Here is a 25,814-nt window from a genome sequence, read left to right on the forward strand (position 1 = left end):
ATTATAACTACTCAAAATTTACTTTGCTTTGAACTACTAATTTAAACATAAACAAATCATAATGAAACATCTTAAAGCATTTTTAGTATTGACTCTTATTGTTGTTGCAAATTCAGTTTCGGCACAGTCCACTTTTGAAAAATGGCCCGCTATCAAAGAATTTCATGAAGTCATGTCACAAACTTTTCATCCTGCTGAAGAAGGAAATTTGGCCCCAATAAAAGCACGTTCCGAAGAACTGATGAACAAAGCAACCGTCCTGTTAAAGTCTAATATCCCGCAAGACTTTAACACCACCGCCATAGTAGCCTCAACAAAAAAATTACAGCTTCAAAGCAGCGCCTTGCATCAATTAGTTACATCTAATGGTGCTGACGCAGTAATATTGAAATCAATTACCGATTTACATGACACATTCCATGAGATTGTAGGACTTTGTTCCGACGCAAAAAAATAAAAACTAAAGACTACCCCGTAGATTCAGCTTTCTTCATTTTAACCTCATCAATCCAGAAAAAATGCCCTATTTATTAGCTAAACTTAAGGATGTTCCAATAGCAATGATCCAGGAAATTTTAGAAAAGGAAAAAGCCTTTCATGCCGAAAACAATATGTTTCTGGAACAACTTTGGCAAAATGCAGATGATGAAAATGAAGTTTTATTTCTTTTCCGAATAAATGACATTGCTAAAACAAAAACGCTGATCCATAAACTTCATTCTGAGTCTTTAGCTAAAGATGCCAATTCAAATCTACCGGAAATGACTTATTTAAAATAACATGATACAAATTAACAAAATTCACCACATTGCTATTATCTGCACTGATTATCAAAAATCAAAAAAATTCTACACCTCAATTTTGGGCCTCACCATTATTCAGGAAATTTATCGAGAAGAAAGACAATCATATAAACTTGATCTGGCACTTAACGGGGAATTTTGTGTAGAATTATTTTCATTTCCAGATCCGCCACAACGCCCTTCGACTCCGGAAGCAGCAGGAATGCGTCATTTAGCTTTTGAAGTGAATGACATTCAAAAAACGCATGAACGTTTAGTCGGTCAACATACAACCCCAGAAGATATACGTATGGATGAATTCACACACAAAAAATTCTTCTTTATTGCTGATCCCGATAACCTGCCCATAGAATTTTATGAAAAATAAGGCGTTTTTGTTTGTGAAAAAGTAAAAAAAACATATAAATCGTAAAAGAAAATAGTCCGCACTATTTTCCCATTCAAATCTGATTTTGTTTCTTTAAATTTGTAATCCTTAATAAATTACTTTTCCACTTCTCTTTTATTTAGAGCGTATAAAAGATGACAAACAATTTCAAATGGACAATATCGCACAAATTAAAAAAAACTACCGCTTCATTAAACTTCAAAAACTAGTTATTGTATCTATTCTAATTGGTTTTCTTTCTGCTTTCTTGGGAGTTGTTTTAAAAAACACAACAGAATATTATGAAGAAATATTCTTTCATCAAACGATTGTAAACCCTATATTTTTTGTTGTGTTTCCAGTTTTTGGATTGTCCATTATTTACTTTTTACGGGAGTATTTATTTAAGAAAAAGGAAAACAAAGGCATCAAAGAAGTTTTTGAAAGCACGAATTCAAATTCAAAGAATTTACCCAGCTATAAAGTCCCTTCTCATTTCGTTAACGGTTTATTGACCGTAGTTTTTGGGGGCTCAACTGGAATAGAAGTGTCTACAGTTGTCGCTTCAGCAACTATTGGTTCTGTTGCACAAAGGAAACAAAATGTTTTTAGACAATATAAAACAGAGTTAATCTGTGCCGGAATTGCAGCGGGAATTACCGCACTCTTCAGCAGTCCCATAGCTGGGATTCTATTTTCCCTCGAAGTAATCTCCAAAAAAATAACAAAGGCTTTTTTATTAACAAACCTAGTGGCCGTTTCAATCGCTTTTGGTCTGATTTATTTATTGGATGAAAAACCCTTATTTGCTGTCCGTAATATTACCTGGCATTTAAATGCGATTCCTTACTTCATCCTTTTGGGAATTATAGCAGGAATACATTCGGTGTATTTGACCCGTTGTGTCTTATTTTTTAAAGAACAATTTTCGAAAATAAAAGCTTCTTATTTCAAAATCCTCTTTGGATCAGTGATTTTAAGCATTTCCCTTTTTACATTTCCGCAGCTTTATGGGGAGGGATACCATGCCATCAAAACTATTTTTATTAACCCAAATGAAATGGTCCTATCACTTTCAATGGGACTAACTTTCATTGGAATTTTACTTTTGAAACCCATTGTTACCTCCGCTACTTTAGCCTCAGGAGGTGACGGTGGTGTTTTTGCTCCAAGCCTTTTTATTGGCGCTTTTTTGGGTTTATTGGTCGCTTTGCTTTTAAATAAGTATTTTAATGCTGGTGTTATCCCTGTAAACTTTATAATAATAGGAATGGCAGCCGTTTTGAGTGCCAGTATTCATGCCCCTTTTACCGCTATATTTCTAGTTTGTGGTTTGACTAATGATTATACGTTGCTTCTTCCCATTCTAGTAGTTTGTTTGATTTCTAAATATACGGCAAAAATGATTTACCCTTACACCGTTTATTCCTATTCTCCCAGTCTAGTAAAATAAGTATCTATGCAAGTTCAAAAAATAAGAAGGAGTTATCGCAAAACCAAATACATACTCTACAAAGAAACTTTAATAGATTTTAAAGAACATTTTTGGGCTTTTCTAGGATCTTTTATTGGTATAGGAACAATAGCATATTTGCAATCTCAAACTGTAGCAAGCGAAGATGTTGTGTATTTAATTGGGTCCTTTGGTGCTTCCAGCGTATTGGTTTATGGAGTAATTCAAAGTCCTATGGCGCAACCACGAAATTTAATTGGTGGACACCTTGTTTCGGCATTTATAGGAGTTACTATTGCTAAATTTGGCCCTGATGTTCTGTGGTTGTCTGCTCCACTTGCCGTATCAATTTCGATTGTTTTAATGCAAATAACTAAAACCTTACATCCTCCGGGTGGAGCTACAGCTTTGATTGCCATAATAGGTTCCCCAAAAATCAAAGAGCTTGGCTATTGGTACGTGTTATACCCTGTACTAACAGGTTCTCTTATACTTCTTGTCATTGCCATGATTGTTAATAATATGACGGCAAACAGACTATATCCTACCCATAAACAGTATCACAAGTTCCGGAAAAGGATTTTCCATATATTAAGAAAAACTAATTCTTAATACCCATGCTGCAATACCTCAAAACTCCATTTTTTAGTATTTCTTTTAATGAATAGATCGCTATTGCTGATCACTGTTTCTTTTATTTCTAAATTCATACGCAAAAATCTTATCAACAAATCCAGAATCTGAAATCTAAAATCTAAAATTAAATTTTACCTTTGACCTTTCAACAAAAATAAAGATTATGGTTTATAAATTTAGAGTAATTCTAGACGCGGAAGATGATGTTTTTAGAGATATTGCAATACTTGAAGACGATACTTTAGAGGATTTACACAATGCTATTTTCAATTCCTTTGGTTTTGACGGGATGGATGTAGCATCGTTTTATACATGTGATGAAACATGGAACCAAGAAGACGAGATTTCTCTTTTTGACACCGGAGATGTTCCTGGTGATCAAAAGATCATGAGCGATTACCAATTATCTGATATATTAGACAAGCAAAACACCAAAATTATCTATGTGTATGATTTCATAAACATGTGGACATTTCTAGTGGAATTAGCTGCTGTTGAAGACCAAGTAATAGGGAATTTATATCCGGAAACTATTTTTTCTCATGGAGAAATGCCGGATGAAGCAATGGAAAAAAACTTTGAATCAGATAATGCAGATGACTACAATAATGAATTTGAAGATGGATTAGATGAAGATGATTTAGACATGTTTGAAGGAGATGATAGTTTTGAAGATTATGGATTTGAAGAAAATTGGAATTAAAAAAATAGAAGATTAAGAATCAAGAACCAAGATGAAAGACCTTTTTTGCTGTCTTTCATCTTGGTTCTTTTATCTAAAAAAGAAAAATGATCAACTTATACAATACACATATCGAGAACTTATCAATTCACAGAGTTGGTAATAAAAGTAGAAATGAAGCGATTTTTTTATCGGAGCAACCATTTAATTTAAATGATGAAATTGTGCCTTTAATGAAAGAATTTTTCTTCAAACCCTTTAGGGAAAAAGAAGAAAATTATTTTCAGTTTGCCCATGAAATTGATTTGGATTACAATGATATGTTCAAATATGCAACGGAAGTTTTTGATAATCCAAGTAGTATTCATGAGGTTTCCAAAAAAATCACAACGCACCTCTTTGAGCAGTCCAATCATCCTCACATCAAGAACGGTGAAGTATATGTTACGTATTTAACCAACTTAAGTATTGATAATAATGTGGTAGATGCGATAGGAATTTTCAAAAGTGAGATACAGGCGGACTTTTTACAGTTTGAAGAAAAAACTACCCATTTAGAAATGATCTTGCAGCAAGGGGTTAGTTTAAATAAGTTAGACAAAGGTTGCATTATTTTTAATTACAAAAAAGAAGAAGGATACAAAATCCTTACCGTAGACAGCAACCGTTATGATGCAAGATATTGGTTAGAACATTTCTTATCAGTCGATGCATTTGAAGATGAAAACTTCATCACTAAAAAATACCTGAAATTTTGTCAAAACTTTGCTAAAGATGTTGTTTTTCCTGCAGAGGATAAGAAAGAAGAAGTAATGTTTATGAACCGTTCAGTAAATTATTTTGCGAAAAACGATCAGTTCGAGGAAACTAATTTCCTTAATGAAGTGTTAGACAATCCAGACCTTATTCCAGAATTCAAAAATTATAAAATGGATAAAGGAGAGAAATACAGCATCGAAGATGTAACTTCTTTTCCTATTGCAAATGCAGCCGTTTCTGATGCCCGGAAATCCATTAAAAACGTTATTAATCTTGACACCCATATCCAAATAAAAATGGATTTTATCAATCCTGAAAGCGCTGAAAAATATGTAGAAAAAGGATGGGATGAAGAAAAACAAATGTATTATTATCTTGTATATTTTAACAAAGAAGAAAAGAGTTAGTGTGTAGTCACAATACTGTTCCTTCACTTTAATCTTTAATCTCCAATTGCGCAAGTGATTGGAGATTTTTTATTTCAAGTACAAATTTGAAATTTAAACCACCGGAAGAGCAATACTGACCAATAGCCAATATGTAGGCTTTTTTATATTTTTTTTGTAAAAACATGTATTTAGTCGATTTTATTTTACTCTTTAACGATTATTTGTTAGATTTAAAATTCAAATATTAATACCCATTTTATGAAATCAATTCCTTTCCAAGAAAAATTTCTAACTAAAAAATTTTTGTGTTCCTTATTTGGTCATCGCTTTATTATAACCAGAACCGTAACAAATCATTTCAAAGAATTTAAATGCACCGTTTGTGAATTAGAATTAACAAACGATGATAAAGGTCAACGAACATTTCTTACACCAGAACTAAAAGAAATTAATGAAACGTTGATTGGATTTCACAAAAAAAAACTTCATCTCATATAATTTTAAAACACTATTCAAAAATGAAATCAAACATAAAATAGTGTAATGACATTGCCTTTAAAAAGAGATCAATTATTTTTTTATTGCATTCACCTTTCATTTTATAATCTTAGTAAATTGTTACCCTTAACAACTATTATTAATCGCTGTGAAGATTATAATAAACGTACCATTGAAAAATGAAAATATGGAGTAATTAGGAAGCTCCCAACAATTTATCTAAATCATATTCATAAATTTTTTATCTGCTTGCGGACCTGTTGCTTATCAAATAGTAAGAGGGGTATATTAGTGTTATTTTAACTGCTATTTGTCCTCAAGGTGTAATTAAAATTATGATAACTATATAAACAAGAAAGTTTATCTTTGTACTGTCTGTCAATTCAGTCTTAAGACAGTCCTAATGGTTTCATTGACCTATTTTATACTTTTTGCTTATGAAATTATTTTTGGATAATTGTTTTATTACTTTTAATAAAGCGTGTTTTATATTGTTCTTTACAGGACTAATTTTTCAATCGTGTGCAACACATCGTGAACAATTTGGAAAAAACATCAAAAAACCAATTAGCCAGAATACAACTGACAGTTCTAAAATTGCCCATACTTTTTACTTAATTGGCGATGCTGGAAACACCAACGAAAAAACGGTACAGCAAACACTTGGCGTTTTGGAAAATCGATTGAGAAAAGCTACTAAAAACAGTACACTTTTATTCCTTGGTGACAATATTTATCCAAAAGGATTACCTAGTGCTGAGAAGCCAAATGAACGAATTATTGCCGAAAGTAAATTGACAAACCAACTTAAAATATCCAAAAATTTTGCGGGGCAGACTATTTACATTCCTGGAAATCATGATTGGTATAACGGGATTAAAGGATTAGAACGTCAAGCTAAATATGTTACTGAATACCTCAACGATAAAAAGTCATTCCTTCCCAGAAAAAGTTGTGGTATTGATGATGTAGAAATAAACAAAAACTTGATTATAATCACTATTGACAGTCAGTGGTTTCTGGAGGATTGGGATAACAGTCCCACCATTAACGATGATTGTACCATCAAAACACGAGAAGCTTTTTTTATAGAGCTGGAAAGTCTTTTGATTAAAAACCAAGATAAAACAGTCGTTTTAGCATTACACCATCCTCTAATGAGCAATGGATCCCATGGAGGTCAATTTTCATTAGAGAAACAACTTTTCCCATTAGAACAAAAAATTCCGCTTCCGGTTTTAGGTTCGGTTATTAATTTTGTCCGAAAAACATCCGGAATAAGTCCACAAGACATTCAAAACAAACAATATACCCTTTTTATTAAAAGAGTCAAAACATTATTACAAAACCAAGATAATGTGATTGTTGTTTCAGGCCATGACCATAATTTACAATATATTGAAAACGAAAATATCAAACAAATAATTAGTGGTGCCGGTTCTAAATCAGAGGCTGCAAAAGCAATTTTTCCTTATGATTTTTCTTATGGCCGAAATGGATATGCCGCATTAAATGTTTATCAAAATGGCGCCGCGAAAGTTTCTTTTTATGGTACGCAAAATGGCAAAGAAAAATTAATTCATGAACAATTGGTACTGGATAAAAAAGACAATTACGATACCCGAGAATTCCCAACAACCTTTTCTAACACAACAACGTCAAGCATTTATACAGCAAAACAAACCAAGAAATCAAAATTTTATAAGTTTTTCTTCGGGAACCATTACCGAAAATATTACAGCCTTCCTATAAAAGCTACAACAACTACTATTGACACTCTTTTTGGGGGACTACAGCCAAGGCCCTCCATTGGGGGACCTCAGGCGAATACATTACAACTCATTGATAAAGACGGTAAAGAATATCTCATGCGCGCTATGAAAAAAAGTACCACGCGTTTCCTGCAAGCAGTGGCTTTCAAAAACCAATTTATCCAAGACGAATTTGATGACACCTACGCCGAAGATTTACTATCGGATTTTTACACAACTTCTCATCCCTATACCCCATTTGCAGTGGGTAATTTAGCCACAAAAATTGGAGTAGCACATACCAATCCTGTATTGTATTATATTCCAAAGCATAAAGCATTAAAAAATTTCAATGCTGATTTCGGCGATGAATTATACCTTGTTGAAGAACGACCAACTGACAGCCAGAAAGACGTAAAAAGTTTTGGTAATCCAATTGCTATTATCAGTACAGAAGATGTAATGAAGAATCTTCACAATGATGAAAAATATTCCGTTGACGAGGGTGCTTACATCAAAGCCCGATTGTTTGATATGCTAATAGGAGATTGGGACAGACATGAAGATCAATGGTGCTGGGGTGAATACAAAGTAGGCCAAAAAATTATTTACAAACCTATACCGCGAGATCGAGATCAGGCATTTACTAAGTATGACGGTGCTTTACTATTTGTTTTGATGAAAAAAGCACAATTGCGCCACATGCAACCTTTTAAGGAAAAAATGTCAAATGTCAAATTGATGAACCGTGAACCGTACCCCTTAGATCTTGCTTTTATAAAAACTGCCGGAGAAAACGAGTGGATCAAACAAGCGAGATACATCCAGGAAAACCTTTCAGATACTGATATCGATGGTGCCTTCACTAATTTGCCAAAAGAAGTTCAGGATGAAACTATTAAAGACATTAAGCGCAAATTGAAACTTAGAAGAAATGAATTGCATCGTTCAGCATTACAATACTACACTGTACTTCAACACACTGTTCTGATCGTTGGAACGGATAAAAAAGACAAATTCATAATTCAAAATAAAGAAAAAAACAAACTTGAAATCCAAGTGTATCGTATAAAAAATAGTGAGGATGAATTACAATATATTAAAAATTTCACCGCTAAAAAAACAAAAAAAATATGGATTTATGGTTTAGATGACGATGATATTTTTGAAGTAAAAGGAACTTCAAAATCAGGAATTAAAATTCGATTAATTGGAGGACAAAACGAAGATTCTTATGTAGTTGAAAATGGAAGAAAAATAAAAATTCATGATTTTAAATCAAAAGACAATACCTATACTATAGATTCTAAAAGTAAAGTTCTATTATCAGATGATTATGAAACCAGTTTATACGATTATAAAAAACCAAAATACAATTCCTTTTCGGCACTACCTAACATAGGTTTTAATCCTGATGATGGTATAAAACTAGGTATTGTCACTGGCTATGTTGTCAATGATTTCAAACAAAATCCTTACACACAAAAACACAGTTTAAAAGCCAATTATTTTTTTGCCACAAAAGGGTATGAACTCATTTACAATGCTAATTTCCCTAAATTATTTGGCAAATGGGATTTAGATTTTGAAAGTCGATTCACGAGTCCAAATTTTACCATCAATTATTTTGGTTATGGAAATGAGACTGTAAATAATGATGATACTTTTGGAATGGATTTCAATCGCGTTCGGATCCGGATGCTAAAAGTTATGCCATCCCTAAAAAAAGTGGGCAAATACGGCAGTACAATCCATTTTCAAACTAGTTTTGAAAGAATCACCGTAGAAGAAACTATGGATCGATTTGTGGACATTTCAACAAATATAAATCCCACTGTTTTCCAAAATCAACAATTTGCTGGGGCGACCTTAAAATACAGTTTTGAAAATTATGATGTCCCCTCCTTTCCCTCTATGGGAATGGGATTTTCTATTGCTGGTACATGGAAAATGAATTTGCAAAATACTAAGAGAAATTTTCCTGCAATAGAAAGTAAACTTAATTTCAATCATAAAATTGATGCTGACGGAAAAATAGTTTTAGCTTCTATCTTGAAAGGAAAAATAGTATTGAACAATAATTTTGATTTTTACCAAGGTGCCACTTTGGGCGGTGACTATGACTTAAGAGGTTTTAGAAACGAGCGTTTTTTAGGAAATCAATCTTTTTATCAAAGTAGTGATGTACGCTGGAATTTAGGCAAAATAAAAAGAACTATTATACCCATGTCTTTCGGAATTTTAGCTGGGTTTGACTACGGAAGGGTTTGGCTAAAAGGTGAAAATTCAGAGAAATGGCACCAGTCTTTTGGTGGTGGATTATGGCTTAACGGACTGAATGCATTAACGGCAAGACTGACATATTTTAAAAGTGCCGGAGAAGAAGCTCGTATTGCTTTTGGGTTAGGATTTGGATTTTAGCCTTTGTATACTGACTTCATAAAGGTTTCCTCCTATACTTTTTGTTCTTTCCTCGGCAATAAACAAATGCTCATTATCTTTGAAGCAAACGGCTTCTTTTTGAGAAAAGTGATTTAATTCTAGTATAGCTTTTGTTCCATTTAGAAAATCATCTCCTTGGAAATTTTCTAATAAAAATAATTTATCATGAGTTAAAATAGTAACTTTTGTCTCATCAGGACTCATTGTTGCACTTGTAATAGCACAATAATTATACGCCCCACAAGTTTTAAATTCTCCCATTAAAACCGCTTGATGATATCCCGGTTTATTGGGGATTTTATATAAAAAAGCGGTTCCGTCAAACCCTTCACTACGGTTTTTAGTAAACAGATAAAAATAATTTTTAAACTCAAAAAAACCTTCTACATCATAAAACATTTTGGCCTTTTGAGGTGGGAAATCTTTTTGCTCTGGATATGTAAACGATATTTTATAAACTGGATTTGTACTTTCATAATTTAATGCCTTTTTATCTATTTTATAAATACTCAAATCCTTTCTATCATTATCATTGTTACCAAAATCTCCAATATATAAGTTTCCCTCTTTGTCTTTAGTGATATCTTCCCAATCGATGTTATCCGTATTTTCGATAGTAATTGTTTGCTTGATTTTGCCATTCGAATCGATGCTATAAATTGCATTTGCATTCCCATGGTCTTCTAATGCCCAAAGCAATTTAGTGTTTGGAATGTATATAATTCCGGATACTTCTTTTAGCTTATTGGGCAGAGAATATAGTACTGTCAAAGAATTTGATTCCTGCTGACAACCCCATACTAGGAAAACAAATAATAAAAATCTATATTTTCTCATATTATTCAAAAGAGATAATTTAACCATATTCGGGTCTAAAGAAAGCTTAATTCAATCGATACCAAATAACTTACTTATATTTTTCTTTTAAATAAATTATTGTTTTTGAAATTTCGAGTGATAAACTCAAAGGCAGCACTCATAATATTTCCCATTGATTTTGCTTTTTTGAAATTCAAATCATTCGTATACCGATACAGTTCCATTTGTAATTGTTCCAGATGAGACTCGGGCGCTAGTAGGTCCTCCCCCATAATTTCAAGCAATCTTTTGATCCTGTTTTCAGCAGAAAGGATTCTTTTAGCAAGCACAGATCTCTCTTCATCTTTATATTGTTCGATAGAACTGTTTTGAAGTTTATCTTTGACTAATTTAACCATTGGATAATTCTCTTTAAAAAACTGAGGACGATACACTTTAAAATTCCCTTCATAACACTGTTGGTCAAAATCAATTGCGCGAATTTTATAGACAACATGATCAAAATCATGTGTAGGGACTATTACATAATTATACGAACGCATATCTCCTAAAAGTCGAATCATACAGCGCTCGTTAAATTTTACAAATTCTTTTGCAATTTGTGATTTTTCAGTTTCAGTACAAGAGGCTAACAAAGTTTTCATAAACACATCTCCTGGGATTCCCATTATATGTTCCTCAATTAAGGTGTCTTTGTATACCAGAAAATTAATTTTGTCCGGAGAAAGAATATGTTCTAACTCCAATCCATATACGCGTGAAGCATCGGCTTTTTTGATATAAAAATGCGTATAATTATCATTGAGAATATTTCTTACTTTTATTCGAAAAGGCTTTGAATTTCCAAAAGTGCAGTAATCAATACAATCTACATTCAAGAATTTAATTATTCCCAAATTACCATCCGAATGTAACAAGGAATAAATTTTTTTCAGATTCAAATCAATCTCTTCCCTTTCATATTCATTGTAATAGGTTCTAATCCACAATGTGTCTTGATCATTCTTATCATAGACCGTTACAGATCCTGAAAAGCGCAATAAATCATCATAAAAAATAGAAACTTTAGATACCCGATCAAATCGTTCTAAATACTCCAGAAGAGAATCATTAATAGGATACGATGGCTTTTTAAAAAGCATTATTGGCTCACTCATTTGGAAAAATTTAATACAAAATTACAATAAATTAACCTGTTGAATAGTAATTACAACTAAATATGCGCTCGTAATTCTTGAGTAATTTCAAATACAAAGACACCAATCTTTTAAAAAACTACAATTATAATGTTGGTTCCAAAAAATTAAAGACTGAAGTCCACATTTAATACAATAAAGTCTAAAACTGATTCAAATTGAATAAAACCGACATGCTTTTTTGAAATAAAAATAGGTTAAACGACTTTTTTTATTAAAATCACAAAAAAAAACAAATCGTAAGTAATTATATTAAATTTTTTTATTGCTGCACTAAATCAAATCTTAAAATTTAAATCATAAAGCCATAGAATGCCACTAAATTGTGATTAAAAAAAAATTAAATGCCTTTTTTTTGTTAAATAAAATGGGCTCAGCTATATATACTTTATATTTAGTGTCTCCAAAACTATTAAATACTTAAAAACCTACCAATGATAGATAAACTTGAACTTTACTTCAAGGCTGCGCAATCAGCCAAAATTGGTATTTGGAAAATGAACCTAGAGACCAATGAGGTATTTTGGGATGCCGTTACAAAACACATTCTTGAAGTTCCTGACGATTTTGAGCCCATTAACGGAAATGGTGTTAATTTTTATACTGCTGGTGAAAACAGAAATCGAATTAAAAATTATATTAATCGCGCCATTAATGAAGGTATTTCATTTGATGATAAATTCCAGATTACCACGGCAAAAAACAATATCAAGTATATTGAATGCATTTGTCAAGTAGAAATGATTGATGGAAAACCAGTAAATTTATTAGGTACTTTTCAAGATATTACAAACGAGCAAAATTTAATTAATGAGCTTCAGTTGAATGTTGAAAAATTCTCATCTATTTTTTCTAGCGCCAATGACGCCATTTTTATTATTGACACTTCGAATGGAATTATTACAGATTGTAATCCTAGATCTGAAGAACTCACAGGATATGATATTGTTGAATTAATTGGCTTACATAATTCTAAATTATTTCCAAAAGAATTTAGAAAAGAAGCTGGTTTATTTCTAAAATATAATTTATATAAAAACCAATACACAGTAGATGAAACATATATAAAAACTAAGTCTGGAGCATCTATACCAGTAGAAATAGCATCTGGCAAAAAATTTAAAGTTGACAACATCACCTATTTGGTTTGTTTTATTAGAGATATTAGCGAAAGAAAAAATGTTGAAAATAAATTAAATTTACTTTCGCTTGCAGCATCTGAAACCACTGATACTATTGTAATCGCTGATGAAAGAGGAAATGCAGTATGGGCAAATCAAGCGTATCTTGACCTAACTGGTTTTTGTATAGAAGAAATAATAGGACAAAAACCAGGCTATTTATCTAAAGGCCCAGAAACAGATACTCAAGCTACTTTATTAGTCAGAAACGCAATCAAAAACAAAGAAAGTATAAAAATCACAATACTAAATTACACTAAAAATAAAGAAAAATACTGGTTTGAACTCAATATTACGACAGCTTTTGATAGCCAAAATAACTTCATCAATTTCATTGGTGTAGGCCGAAATGTAACCTCCAGAATTGAAAAAGAATTAGAACTAAAAAGACTGTTAGAAATCACCAGCAGTCAAAACAATAAATTATTTAACTTTACACATATTGTTTCCCACAATATTCGGTCACATACCAGCAACCTCTCTATGATTGTAGATGTTATAGAAAATACAGATAATATTGAGGATAAACTTTCTTATTTTGATTTGTTCAAAGAAGGAACGGATAAACTGTCGGAATCAATCGAATACCTGAATGAAATCATATGTATTCAACAAAATACAAATATTGGAAAGATTAAAATTCGTTTAAAACACGAAATAGAGAAAACTAAAATGGCATTAAGTTTAGTCATAAAAGAAAGTAAAATAACGATAACTGATACTATACCAAATGATTTATTTGTTACAGCTATTCCCGCATATTTAGACAGCATATTACTAAATTTATTTACAAATGCTATTAAATACAGATCACCAGACCGTGATTCAACCTTAGAAATAGGATATGAAATCCTTGAAAATTACCTCGTAATAAACTTCAAAGACAATGGTTTGGGATTAAATTTAGAAAAAAATGGGCATAAAGTTTTTGGAATGTACAAGACGTTTCACAATAACGAAGATGCCAAAGGAATTGGATTATTTATAACCAAAAATCAATTGGAAGCCATGGATGGCAAAATTGAAGTAGAAAGTAAAGTAGGTGAAGGCACTAATTTTAAAATTTATTTAAATGAAAAATAAATTAACATACATCATAGATGATGACAAATTAACCGTAAAGCTAATGAGTATTCTTATATCTAAGAATGATTTTTGTGAAGAAATAGAATCGTTTTACAATGCCCAAGATGCCATTACGAAATTAAAACAAAATGCAGAAAATAATGCGATTCTACCAGATGCAATTTTACTGGATCTCAATATGCCGGTCATGGATGGATGGCAGTTTTTAGATGAATTTATTTCATTACCTATAAAAAAAGAAATTCATATTTTTATTATGACTTCTTCCATTGACCCTGCAGATATTGAAATGGCCACAAAGTACAAGGTGGTTAAAGAGTATATTATGAAGCCAATAACTACCCAAAAATTAGATGTTTTATGCAAATTAATTGGTGATTTAAACTAATTATAATTAAGTAGTAACAATTGCCTTCCTTTATCGTCTTATATAAAAATGTAAAAGATGAACTCATTGGAAATAATACTTTCTATTAAAAATCTCAATAAACGGTATGGCGCACTTCAGGCGCTAAAAAATGTTTCATTTGATATCCATAAAGGAAATGTTTATGGGATTCTAGGTCCTAATGGAAGCGGAAAATCGACCACATTAGGAATTGTATTGAATGTTGTCAATAAAACTTCTGGAGAATACAACTGGTTTGGTGGCGCAATGGAAACCCATGAAGCTTTAAAAAAAGTGGGAGCAATTATCGAAAGACCTAATTTCTATCCGTACATGACTGCTAAGGAAAACTTAGAATTAGTTTGTAAAATCAAAGGAATCAAGTACACTAAAGTCAACGAAAAGTTAGAGCTAGTAGGATTAACAGATCGACAAAATAGTAAATTCAGCACTTTTTCTCTAGGAATGAAACAGCGACTAGCAATAGCATCTGCTTTGCTAAATGATCCTGAAATTTTAATTCTCGACGAACCTACAAATGGTTTAGATCCTCAGGGAATTCATCAAATTAGAGATATTATCAAACAAATTGCAGCTCAAGGAACGACTATCCTGCTTGCCTCCCATTTATTAGACGAAGTAGAAAAAGTGTGCACCCATGTTTTAGTTTTAAGAAAAGGTGAAATTCTGTATACTGGATTAGTTGATGGAATGTCAGCAAATGAAGGATTCTTTGAATTGCAGGCTGATGATATTGAGCAGTTAATTTCAGTGGTAAAAATGCATCCGGCAGTTAAAAATGTTGCAAATGAGGATGGAAAAGTTTTAGTGTATTTGAAAAATGATTTAGAGGCAAAAGAATTGAATCGTTTTCTTTTTGAGAAAAACATACTATTAAATCATTTGGTTAAACGAAAAAACAGCTTGGAAGAACAGTTTTTAGAATTGACGAAAAACAAATAACAACATCTAGTCCATGCCAATCATTAAAATTATAAATATAAACTAAAAATGAAAAGACTTCTCGCGATAGAACTTCAAAAAATATGGAAAAACAAAGCTAGTCGAGTTTTGACTTTTACTTATTTTATACTCCTAACCTTCATTGCTTTAATAGCCTCGATAAAATTTGACTTAGGTATTTTTAAATTTCATCTCGCTGTGATGGGAATATTCAACTTTCCGTTTATTTGGCATTTCAACACTTATATTGCGGCAATATTAAAATTGTTTTTGGCTATTGTAATCGTTTCCATGATGGCAAACGAATATAGTTATGGCACTTTAAAACAAAATTTAATTGACGGAATGAGTAAAAGAGAATTTATACAATCTAAATTTCTAACTGTCATTTTATTTGCAACGGTATCAACCCTTTTTATCTTTATAATGTCACTCCTCTTAGGGTTTAGTTTTTCTTCCTATACTGAATTTAGCATTGTCTTTTCAGACTTAGAGTATCTATTGGCTTATTTCCTTAAGTTAGTTGGTTTTTTCTCCTTCTGTTTATTTTTAGGAATACTAGTGAAGCGTTCCGCATTTGCGCTGGGATTTCTTTTAGTTTGGAATATTATTGAAGGAATTATCAAAGGAATTTTGACTTTCAAAATATTTCCAGATAGCAAAACTGCGGCTTCTATCATGCAATTTTTCCCATTAGAATCAATGTCTAATTTAATTATTGAACCGTTTAGCAGATTATCCGTGGTCAAAAACTTGGGGACACAAATTGGCATAGATAATGCTAAAAAATATGATGTAGAACTATCATCGATCATTATTGTTTTATGCTGGACTGTTATTTTTATTTTCTTTTCATACCGATTATTAAAGAACAGAGATTTATAGAATTCTTTAGCACGAGAACTAAGAGATGATAAAGGGATTATTTTTGTTGCTCGAAAATTTAATAAATAATTAAGTTACAAGTGTCGTGTAACTTACAAAGAATACACAGTTTTACCAGCGAAATATTGATTTAGTCTTACCAAGAGTATTGTATTATAATAAAAGGTTATTTTACTGTAAAAAAGTTCTATAAATTTTATTATTTTTAGCGAATGAAAAAAACTTTACTACTACTATTTATTCTTTTTTCTATAAGTTGTTTCTCGCAGTTTAGCAAAACACATTATATTCCGCCATTGACCTGTGCTACAAATTTGGCCGGTGATCAATATTTATATATTTCTACTCCTAGTAGTGTAAATGTAAATTTTAAAATTATTGCAAACGGAGGCAGCATAATAACAGGTGTTGTCAAGAATACTACTCCATATATTTATTCTATTGGACAAGGGCAAAACACGCAGTTAATCACTCCTAAAAATACTATAGGAATTCTAACAAATAAAGGATATGTTATTGAAGCGGAGGACTTAATCTATGTAAGCGTTAGAGTTAATGCAGGGTTGAATGTCAATAATGGTAGTTATGTTCATGCTGGTGGTCTTGTATCGAAAGGGAATAGTGCTTTAGGAAAAGAATTCAGATTAGGTGCCATGTTAAATCCGGTTTTTGACACTAACGTATTAAACTTTGCATCCATATTATCTACAGAGAACGGCACCAAAGTCACGATTTCGAATATTCCAATAGGAACGTTGCTGATTAACGGATCCGTTATAAGTGGTCCAATAACTTTTATTTTAGATAAAAATGAAAGCTATGTTTTAGCACTTGAAAATAACAATACCACTGTTTCTAATAGTTCTAAAATGATTGGAGCGCTAGTGGAATCAGACAAACCGGTAGTAGTCAATTCAGGATCTTTTGGAGGAAGCAATAGTACAAGTGTAAACGCTCAAGGAAGTCCAAATGGAAGAGATGTAGGATTTGATCAAATTGTCCCAATAGAAAAAACGGGTAAAGAGTACATTTTTGTAAAAGGACTTGGTTCAGGTAGTAATGAAGAGATTGAAAGAGTTTTATTAATTGCGAATAAAGCTCAAACCATTATTTATTTAAATGATGGTATAACACCTTTTGCTACTTTAGCTAATGCAGGTGATTATATTACCATTGACGGGAGTAAATTTATGAATGGCAATCTCTATGTTAAAACTTCAGAAAATGTTTTTGCTTATCAAAGTATCGGGGGAAGCAATTCGCCGGCAAACCAAAATTTATTTTTTGTACCACCTTTAAATTGTAGTACTCCTAGAATCGTGGATAATATTCCCTCCATTGAATCCATAGGTAATATAATTTATAATGGGGGATTGAATATTGTAACGGAAACTGGCGCTACAGTAACTATTAATAATACTACCATCACAAGTATACCAATTGCTATTGTAGGAAATCCTAATTATGAAAGGTATACCATACCCAATCTCTCCGGAAACATAGCTGTAAAATCTACCAAACAAGTTTATGTTTCCTATTTTGGCACCAATGGTGCGGCTACTTATGGAGGGTATTATTCTGGTTTTGATACTAAACCTGAAATTGTTACCGATAAGATTACAGTAGCTAACTCAGCATGTATCCCAAATGTAGTTTTAAAAATAAGCACGTTATCCTCTTATGATACCTTTCAGTGGTATTTCAATGACAATCCTATTATTGGTGCCGATTCAAATTCACACACACCTACTGCTCCCGGTTTTTATCAAGTAAAAGGAAGTATATTGAGCTGTCCAAATACTGTTCCAATATTCTCAGATAAAATACCCGTTAGCGATTGCCCTACTAATTTAGACAATGATTTAGCTAATGACAACATCGATTTGGATAATGACAATGATGGAGTTACTAATTGTACCGAATCCTATGGAAATCAAAATGTTGATCTTTCCAATCAAAATGGTGGAAATATAGTAATTAGTAATTATTTTAACTCATTTACAGGTATCGTTACAACTGCTGGAACAGGAGTAGCTAGAGGGACATATACAGGCAACAGCGATGGTAGTTTTATTACGGAAATTCCCGCAGGAAAGGAAAACGCTGTAACTTACACCCTAACTTTTACAAAACCATTAAGCGTAGGAATGGAATATGTTACTACTGGAAACACCTCTGATTTATTAAACACCAACGCCGAATATATTGTAAAATCAGATATTAATAAAACCATTACGGTCCTCAATCCTGACAATCAGTTGTTGATTGACACTAATTATGATGGTATTTATGAAAGTGGAATAACACAACATTCTTCATTTGAAATACGATTTAGATTAAATAGTACTACTGCATTAGCACCTGGAACTGGAACTTTCAAATTTTTAACTTATCTGGTAAACACTATTAGTTTTACCCATAAAAATTTATCTGACAATAATCCTAATAAATCAACTTTAAAGTTTTTTGCGATTTGTATTCCAAAAGATTCTGATAACGATCGAGTTACGGATGATTTAGACACCGATAGCGATAATGATGGAATTCAAGATACCATTGAAGCACAAGTAAACAATTGGGTCTCTAAATCAAATACCGACACAAACAATAACGGACTAGACAATACTTTTGAAACTGGTTTGACCCCTGTTGATACTGACAATGATGGTGTTTTGGATTATTTAGATTTGGATAGTGACAATGACGGAATTTTAGATTCTGTAGAAACCGGAAATGACCTAGATGCTGATGGAATTAAGAATTACCGTGATTTGGATAGTGACAAAGATTTGTGCAACGATGTCATTGAAGCTGGTTTTTCAGACACTAATAAAGATGGAATTTTTGGAAGTAGTGCACCTCCAATAGTTGACGTAAATGGTTTGGTAACAAGTGGTATTGGCTACACAACACCTAATCCAAATTATATCACGGCTGCCCCTATCGCAATAACCTTACAACCCAATGTAGCCCCAACTTGCGAATTACAAAATGCCACAATCACATTAGTTGATAATGGTGGGAATACATATCAATGGGAACTTTCTACTGATGGAAGTACTTGGAATACAATAACAAATACTGCAGAATATAGTGGCGTTACTACAAATACTTTATTAATTAGCAGTGTCAAAAATATTATGAATGGGTATAAATACAGAGTAAAACTGGAAAAAAACGGAAACTCTTGTGGTTTAATTTCCTCAGAAACTACTTTAGTAATTTATGCAGTACCTGTAGTAAATACAGTAACAATAGTGCAATGTGATGATGATATTGATGGATTCTCAGAATTCAATTTGACGGTTAAAAATGAGCAAATATCTTCTAATGCTACATCCGAAACATTCACTTACTACACTTCACTTGATGGAGCTGAAAAGGCAAGTTCTGGACAATTAATACCCAATCCCTTAGCTTTTAGAAATACTACGTCTGGAAATATGCCTATTTGGACTAGAGTACAAAATTCAAATGGTTGTTTTAAAGTGACCCAAATTAATTTACTGGTTTCTACAACTCAAATTCCAGCTTCATTCCAAAAAACCTTTAGTAATTGTGATGATTTAGGAGTAGTAAATGATGATACTGATGGCGTTGCTACATTCGATTTCAGCAGCGTAACCAATGATATTTTAACCATTCTTCCTCCCCCTAACACGGCCTACGCTATAAAATATTATAAAAATGAAAAAGATGCATTAGCTGAAAATAATGACATCACAAACGTCACGAATTATAGGAATGAAGGATATCCACATCAACAAAGAATTTGGGTTAGAGTTGAAAGTACTGCCGATAATGCCTGTTATGGTTTAAGTCCAAAGATCACATTGATAGTCAACCCAAAACCTAATATTGACACAAATGAAGACCTTAAAGAAAATGAATTAGTGTGTTCAAACCTTCCTACATTTTTTGTTAAACTTGATTCAGGAATTCAAGATGGTTCGCTTGTTTCGGATTACACTTTCATCTGGTCTAAAGATACTGCTGTTTTATCTAATGAAACTAAATCTACTTTGGATGTAAATCAAGAAGGGGTTTATACGGTACAAGTTAGCTCACTTTTGGGTTGTAGTAGGACCAGAACAATAAAAGTGACAGCTTCTGATTTAGCGAAAATCACGAGTGTCGCTGTAATTGATTTATCAGATATAAATACGATCACGGTAAATGTAAGCGGACAAGGACAATATGAATACAGTCTTGATGCTCCTTTTGGTCCTTTTCAGGAATCTAATTTATTTAATACTGTAACTGCTGGAATTCATGAAGTATTTATCAAGGACAAAAATGGTTGCGGTACCGTTAGCCAGTCAGTTGCTGTTATTGGCGTACCAAAATTCTTTACTCCAAATGGTGATGGACAAAATGACACTTGGAATGTAAAGGGTGTGAATGCGAATTTCAATGAAAATTCTATCATTTACATTTATGACCGTTACGGTAAACTTCTAAAACAGATCGCAGCTTCAAGTCAAGGTTGGGACGGTACTTTTACAGGAAACCCTTTACCATCTGATGATTATTGGTATGCTATACGATTAGATGACGGAAGAGAAGCTAAAGGACATTTTAGTTTAAAAAGATAAAGGTTTAAAAAATTAATATTTAGAATAATTATTTTTTATTCTTTAAAACGAAAGTATTCTGGTGACCAGAATAAATAATAAAATTGCATAAAAAAAGCCATTCTTTCGAATGGCTTTTTAGTATAAACTATAAAATTAGAATTTAAATCTTTTTCTATCTGTTTCAGTCAAATATATTTTTCTCAAACGAATAGATTTTGGTGTAACCTCTACATATTCATCTTTTTGAATGTATTCTAAAGCTTCTTCAAGAGAGAAAATGATTGGAGGAATAATTCTAGCTTTATCATCATTTCCTGATGAACGAACGTTAGATTGTTTTTTCTCTTTAGTTACGTTGACACACATATCATCGCTACGAGAGTTTTCTCCAATTACTTGACCTTCGTAAATTTCGTCATTAGGGTTAACGAAGAATTTACCACGATCTTGTAATTTATCGATAGAATAAGGAATTGCTTTTCCTTTTTCCATAGAAATTAATGACCCTTTGTTACGTCCAGAAATTTCTCCTTTGTAAGGCTCATATCCTATAAAACGATGTGCCATAATAGCTTCACCAGCAGTAGCAGTAAGCAATTGATTACGCAATCCAATAATTCCACGTGATGGAATATTAAATTTTATAATCATACGTTCTCCTTTAGCATCCATACTCAACATTTCACCTTTACGCAAAGTAACAAACTCTACCGCTCTTCCCGAAAGTGTTTCTGGTAAGTCGATTGTTAATTCCTCAATAGGCTCACATTTTTTACCATCAATTTCTTTAATGATAACTTGTGGCTGACCGATTTGCAATTCATAACCTTCTCTTCTCATTGTTTCAATAAGAACAGACAAGTGAAGTACACCACGACCAAAAACCATAAACTTATCAGCAGAATCAGTTTCGCCCAATTTCATTGCTAAGTTTTTCTCTAATTCTTTTGTCAAACGGTCTCTAATATGACGAGAAGTTACAAATTTACCATCTTTTCCGAAGAAAGGAGAATCATTAATTGTAAACAACATACTCATAGTAGGCTCGTCGATATCAATTGTTTTCAACGCCTCTGGATTATCAATATCACAGATAGTATCTCCAATTTCAAATCCTTCAATACCAATAACAGCACAGATATCTCCAGCAATTACTTCCGTTACTTTTTTACGTCCAAGACCTTCAAAAGTATGTAATTCTTTTATACGAGATTTAGTTATAGTACCGTCTCTTTTTGCAAGAGAGATTGCCATACCTTCTTTCAAAACACCTCTTTCCAAACGACCGATAGCGATACGACCTGTAAAAGCGGAGAAATCTAAAGATGTGATCAACATTTGAGGAGTTCCTTCAGAAACTTTAGGAGCTGGTACATGAGCAAGAACCATATCCAATAATGCTTCCACATTATCAGTTACATTTTCCCAATGGTCAGACATCCAGTTATTTTTAGCAGAACCATAAACCGTTGGAAAATCCAACTGCCATTCTTCAGCACCTAATTCGAACATTAAGTCAAAAACTTTTTCATGCACCTCTTCTGGAGTACAGTTTTCTTTGTCTACTTTATTGATTACAACGCAAGGTTTTAATCCTAAATCAATTGCTTTTTGTAATACAAAACGCGTTTGTGGCATTGGTCCTTCAAAAGCATCTACCAAAAGGCAAACCCCATCAGCCATATTCAATACACGTTCTACCTCACCACCAAAATCGGCGTGACCAGGAGTATCGATAATATTGATTTTTGTTCCTTTGTATACTACAGAAACATTTTTCGAAGTAATAGTAATACCTCTTTCACGCTCTAAGTCGTTGTTATCAAGAATTAAGTCACCTGTGTTTTCGTTGTCACGAAATAACTGACAGTGATACATAATTTTATCAACCAAAGTTGTTTTACCGTGATCGACGTGGGCAATAATTGCAATGTTTCTAATAGCTTCCATCTGTGATTTTTAATGGGTGCAAAGGTACACTTTATTTTCATATAAAAAATATTTACGCAATAGTTTACCTATTGTTAACCTATTAGACACAAAAACCTGTCGTTAAAAAAATAAGTTGCAAAGGTTGTTCAATAATTCGGCAATAATTATTTACATTTGAGTAATGAAAAGTAAAACCAACCAAGTTATTATCATCTACATTCTCATCTCAATGTTTGTAGCAATTGTTTGTCATAAGTTACTCCTACATTATATTTCAAAAGAAAATATCCCATTTTATACCTTTATTAAGGACATATTGTTTGTATTACTCACTGGACTAATTTTTAAACTTATTCTTTCTAAAAATGACGAAAGAAAGACCGCTATATTTGAAAAACTTAAAAATACTAATAACGAAATTAAGGAGTCAAATGAAAAATATAACATTGTAGCTAAAGCAACTAGCGATACTATTTGGGATTGGAAAATACAAGAAAACAGCATGTCTTGGAACAAAGGAATTGAAACCGTTTTTGGGTACACGGAAGACCAAGTCAACGACAATTCAAATTGGTGGTTTGACAAAATCCATCCGGAAGACAGTATAAAAATGTCCGTTAGACTCTACTCTTTTATTGAACAAAAAACCGAAAAATGGCAAGATCAATACCGTTTTAGATGTTCTGACAACTCATACAAATATGTCTTAGACAGAGGGTTTTTATTGAAAGATGAAAGTGGCAAAGCTACCAGAATGATAGGAGCCATACAAGATATCACCAAACAAAAGGAAGAAGAACAAAGACTTAAATTATTAGAAACAGTAATTACGCAATCAAAAGATTCAATAATCATTACCGAAGCAGATTCAATTGACGCAAAAATTCCCAATATTATCTATGTCAATCCTGCGTTTTCGATCATGTCAGGATATGAATCTGATGAAATTATAGGAAAATCTCCGGATCTTTTTAACAGCCCAAACTCCGATGCTAATGAACTTGAAAAGTTATTAACAGCCATACACAATAAAGAAGAATGTTTCATTGAAACCATCAGTTATAAAAAAAACAAAGATGAATACTGGGTACGCCTCTCCATGATCCCAATTTACAATTCAGACAATGAACTTTCCCATTGGATCTCCATACAAAGAGACATAACCGAGGAGAAAAAACAAGAAAAAGAAAAAGAACAACTTATTAGAGAACTAACCCAAAACAATAAAGATTTAAAGCAATTTTCTTACATTACCTCTCACAACCTTCGAGCACCATTATCAAACTTAACAGGCTTGCTAAATTTACTGGAAGACATCCCGGTTGAAGATCAAGAATTAAAAGAAATCTTAAGTGGCTTCAATAAATCCACTCATTTACTAAATGACACCATTAATGACCTTGTCAAAGTAATCATCATCAAAAACAATCCTTCTATCAAGAAAGAACCCGTATTGATAAATGAAATATTTGAAAATGTTATTAGTCAGCTTAATTTTCAAATAGAATTATACAAACCCATTATTAAGCTTAATTTTGAAAAAGTTTCCATCCTTAATATTAACAAAGCCTATATTGAAAGCATATTATTGAATCTTTTAACAAATGCCATAAAATACAAATCAGAGAATAGAAAACTTAAAATTTCAATTACCACTAATGAAATTGACGACACCGTCGTTTTAATTTTCAAAGACAACGGTATAGGCATTGATTTAATTCGAAACAAAGATAAAATTTTTGGCCTTTATCAACGTTTTCATAATTATCCTGACAGCAAAGGATTGGGATTGTATTTAGTAAAATCACAAGTTGAAACTATGGGCGGAACTATTGATATTGAGAGCGAAGTCAATAAAGGCACCACATTTACATTAATTTTTAAAAACAAGCAATAATGCTAGACCAAATTTTATGCGTTGATGACGATCCAATAACGCTTATGCTATGCAAAAAAGTAATTTTCAAATCTTCCTTTTGTAATGAAATAATCACATCCCAAAATGGTGAAGAAGCACTTAATTTCTTCGATTCTCTTAAGGATCTAAATAATAAAAATCAGCAAATAAAATACCCTCAACTAATTTTTTTGGATTTAAATATGCCTGTAATGGGAGGATGGGAATTTCTAGAATCCTTTAGTAGCGCTGAATACTCTGAATTCAATACGATAAAGGTTGTAATACTTTCTTCTACAATTGATCCCGAAGATTTAGAAAAGTCAAAAAAATATCCAATTGTAATTGACTTTCTGTCAAAACCCATCAGCTTATCAATGCTTGACTACTTAAAAACTAAATTTGAATAATGCCAAAATAGTAGATATAAAAAAAGCTCTCAATTTTGAGAGCTTTTTTTATATCTAAAAATTGTAGTACTTACAATTTAGCAACAAGTTTTGTTAATTTAGATTTCAAATTAGATGCTTTGTTATCATGAATGATATTCTTTTTAGCTAATTTATCAATCATAGAAATAACATTAGACAATTTTGATGTAGCATCAACTTTATCAGTTGCTATTCTTAATGCTTTAATAGCATTACGAGTAGTTTTGTGTTGGTATCTATTTAATACTCTTCTCTTTTCGTTACTTCTAATTCTCTTTAGAGCTGATTTATGATTTGCCATTTTATTGCTTTTTTATCTTTTACTGTTTTTTTTGTAGTCCGTAAGGGAATCGAACCCCTGTTACCAAGACGAAAGCTTGGCGTCCTAACCCCTAGACGAACGGACCATTATCCCCTAAGTTTTATCAATCTAAATAATAATTGAATTGTAGCCCGTAGCGGAATCGAACCGCTCTTACATGGATGAAAACCATGCGTCCTAACCGATAGACGAACGGGCCATTTTCCCTCTTAGTTCAGGAGAACTTCAACATGCAAAAAAAATAGTAGCCCGTAGCGGAATCGAACCGCTCTTACATGGATGAAAACCATGCGTCCTAACCGATAGACGAACGGGCCCTGCTTCTCTAATGCGGATGCAAAAATACAACTATTTTTG

Annotated in this window: 20 protein-coding genes and 3 tRNA genes; 16 read left to right on the plus strand and 7 right to left on the minus strand. The window is 32.3% G+C overall.

Annotated features, from left to right (window positions below; all coding sequences use genetic code 11):
- Positions 1-61 precede the first annotated feature (61 nt).
- The 9 genes from ACNQF9_RS10200 (at position 62) to ACNQF9_RS10240 (ending at position 9,759) form a co-directional block, all read left to right on the plus strand.
- On the plus strand, positions 62-457 hold the full coding sequence (locus tag ACNQF9_RS10200) for a hypothetical protein (protein ID WP_417959525.1): 396 nt from the start codon (positions 62-64) through the stop codon (positions 455-457).
- A gap of 61 nt (positions 458-518) precedes the next feature.
- Entirely contained in the window at positions 519-779 is a 261-nt protein-coding gene (locus ACNQF9_RS10205; RefSeq protein WP_417959524.1) for a hypothetical protein, read from the plus strand.
- Position 780: 1 nt separating this feature from the next.
- Positions 781-1,170, plus strand: a complete 390-nt coding sequence (gloA2, locus tag ACNQF9_RS10210) for an SMU1112c/YaeR family gloxylase I-like metalloprotein (protein WP_417959523.1) — start codon at positions 781-783, stop codon at positions 1,168-1,170.
- A 172-nt stretch (positions 1,171-1,342) separates the two neighbouring features.
- Positions 1,343-2,623, plus strand: a complete 1,281-nt coding sequence (locus tag ACNQF9_RS10215) for a chloride channel protein (protein WP_417959522.1) — start codon at positions 1,343-1,345, stop codon at positions 2,621-2,623.
- A 6-nt stretch (positions 2,624-2,629) separates the two neighbouring features.
- Positions 2,630-3,235, plus strand: coding sequence for an HPP family protein (locus ACNQF9_RS10220; RefSeq protein ID WP_417959521.1), 606 nt, complete (start codon positions 2,630-2,632; stop codon positions 3,233-3,235).
- A gap of 187 nt (positions 3,236-3,422) precedes the next feature.
- Positions 3,423-3,962: an IS1096 element passenger TnpR family protein gene (locus ACNQF9_RS10225; RefSeq protein WP_417959520.1), complete on the plus strand. Its 540-nt coding sequence runs from the start codon at positions 3,423-3,425 to the stop codon at positions 3,960-3,962.
- Between the two features lie 86 nt (positions 3,963-4,048).
- Positions 4,049-5,107, plus strand: a complete 1,059-nt coding sequence (locus ACNQF9_RS10230; RefSeq protein ID WP_417959519.1) for a nucleoid-associated protein — start codon at positions 4,049-4,051, stop codon at positions 5,105-5,107.
- Positions 5,108-5,347: 240 nt separating this feature from the next.
- Entirely contained in the window at positions 5,348-5,587 is a 240-nt protein-coding gene (locus ACNQF9_RS10235; protein WP_417959518.1) for a hypothetical protein, read from the plus strand.
- Positions 5,588-6,024: 437 nt separating this feature from the next.
- Positions 6,025-9,759: a metallophosphoesterase gene (locus tag ACNQF9_RS10240; protein WP_417959517.1), complete on the plus strand. Its 3,735-nt coding sequence runs from the start codon at positions 6,025-6,027 to the stop codon at positions 9,757-9,759.
- Here ACNQF9_RS10240 and ACNQF9_RS10245 read toward each other — a convergent pair.
- Both ACNQF9_RS10245 and ACNQF9_RS10250 read right to left on the minus strand, forming a co-directional pair.
- Positions 9,742-10,617 carry a hypothetical protein gene (locus ACNQF9_RS10245; RefSeq protein ID WP_417959516.1) on the minus strand — a complete coding sequence of 292 codons (876 nt, stop codon included), beginning with the start codon at positions 10,615-10,617 and terminating at the stop codon, positions 9,742-9,744. The two genes, ACNQF9_RS10240 and ACNQF9_RS10245, sit on opposite strands and share 18 nt — an antisense overlap.
- A gap of 74 nt (positions 10,618-10,691) precedes the next feature.
- A complete protein-coding gene (locus ACNQF9_RS10250; protein WP_417959515.1) occupies positions 10,692-11,756 on the minus strand; it encodes a hypothetical protein in 1,065 nt (354 codons plus the stop codon).
- A 473-nt stretch (positions 11,757-12,229) separates the two neighbouring features.
- Here ACNQF9_RS10250 and ACNQF9_RS10255 point away from each other — a divergent pair, with 473 nt between their 5' ends.
- The 5 genes from ACNQF9_RS10255 to ACNQF9_RS10275 all read left to right on the plus strand — a co-directional run bounded on the left by ACNQF9_RS10255 (position 12,230) and on the right by ACNQF9_RS10275 (position 20,893).
- Positions 12,230-14,059, plus strand: a complete 1,830-nt coding sequence (locus ACNQF9_RS10255; protein WP_417959514.1) for a PAS domain-containing sensor histidine kinase — start codon at positions 12,230-12,232, stop codon at positions 14,057-14,059.
- A complete protein-coding gene (locus tag ACNQF9_RS10260) occupies positions 14,049-14,450 on the plus strand; it encodes a response regulator (RefSeq protein ID WP_417959513.1) in 402 nt (133 codons plus the stop codon). Before ACNQF9_RS10255 ends, ACNQF9_RS10260 begins: the two co-directional genes overlap by 11 nt.
- Positions 14,451-14,516: 66 nt before the next feature.
- Positions 14,517-15,413, plus strand: a complete 897-nt coding sequence (locus ACNQF9_RS10265) for an ABC transporter ATP-binding protein (RefSeq protein WP_417960386.1) — start codon at positions 14,517-14,519, stop codon at positions 15,411-15,413.
- A 48-nt stretch (positions 15,414-15,461) separates the two neighbouring features.
- On the plus strand, positions 15,462-16,298 hold the full coding sequence (locus tag ACNQF9_RS10270) for an ABC transporter permease (protein WP_417959512.1): 837 nt from the start codon (positions 15,462-15,464) through the stop codon (positions 16,296-16,298).
- A 212-nt stretch (positions 16,299-16,510) separates the two neighbouring features.
- On the plus strand, positions 16,511-20,893 hold the full coding sequence (locus ACNQF9_RS10275) for a T9SS type B sorting domain-containing protein (RefSeq protein WP_417990180.1): 4,383 nt from the start codon (positions 16,511-16,513) through the stop codon (positions 20,891-20,893).
- A 135-nt stretch (positions 20,894-21,028) separates the two neighbouring features.
- Here the strand turns inward: ACNQF9_RS10275 and typA are convergent, their stop codons facing one another.
- The gene (gene typA, locus ACNQF9_RS10280) at positions 21,029-22,825 is read right to left on the minus strand and encodes a translational GTPase TypA (protein ID WP_416847687.1); all 1,797 of its coding nucleotides are present in this window, start codon (positions 22,823-22,825) and stop codon (positions 21,029-21,031) included.
- A gap of 163 nt (positions 22,826-22,988) precedes the next feature.
- On the opposite strand from typA, the gene ACNQF9_RS10285 reads away from it, so the two are divergent.
- A complete protein-coding gene (locus ACNQF9_RS10285; protein WP_417990181.1) occupies positions 22,989-24,704 on the plus strand; it encodes a PAS domain-containing sensor histidine kinase in 1,716 nt (571 codons plus the stop codon).
- On the plus strand, positions 24,704-25,114 hold the full coding sequence (locus ACNQF9_RS10290) for a response regulator (RefSeq protein WP_417959509.1): 411 nt from the start codon (positions 24,704-24,706) through the stop codon (positions 25,112-25,114). Before ACNQF9_RS10285 ends, ACNQF9_RS10290 begins: the two co-directional genes overlap by 1 nt.
- A 70-nt stretch (positions 25,115-25,184) precedes the next feature.
- Here ACNQF9_RS10290 and rpsT read toward each other — a convergent pair whose 3' ends face one another.
- The 4 genes from rpsT to ACNQF9_RS10310 all read right to left on the minus strand — a co-directional run bounded on the left by rpsT (position 25,185) and on the right by ACNQF9_RS10310 (position 25,774).
- Entirely contained in the window at positions 25,185-25,436 is a 252-nt protein-coding gene (gene rpsT / locus ACNQF9_RS10295; protein ID WP_091166799.1) for a 30S ribosomal protein S20, read from the minus strand.
- 34 nt (positions 25,437-25,470) lie between these two features.
- A tRNA-Glu gene (locus ACNQF9_RS10300) sits at positions 25,471-25,542 on the minus strand.
- Positions 25,543-25,584: 42 nt separating this feature from the next.
- Positions 25,585-25,656 (minus strand) — tRNA-Glu (locus ACNQF9_RS10305).
- Positions 25,657-25,702: 46 nt separating this feature from the next.
- Positions 25,703-25,774, minus strand: a tRNA-Glu gene (locus ACNQF9_RS10310).
- Positions 25,775-25,814 lie beyond the last annotated feature (40 nt).

Source organism: Flavobacterium amylolyticum, from assembly GCF_048284335.1.
Lineage (GTDB): Bacteria > Bacteroidota > Bacteroidia > Flavobacteriales > Flavobacteriaceae > Flavobacterium.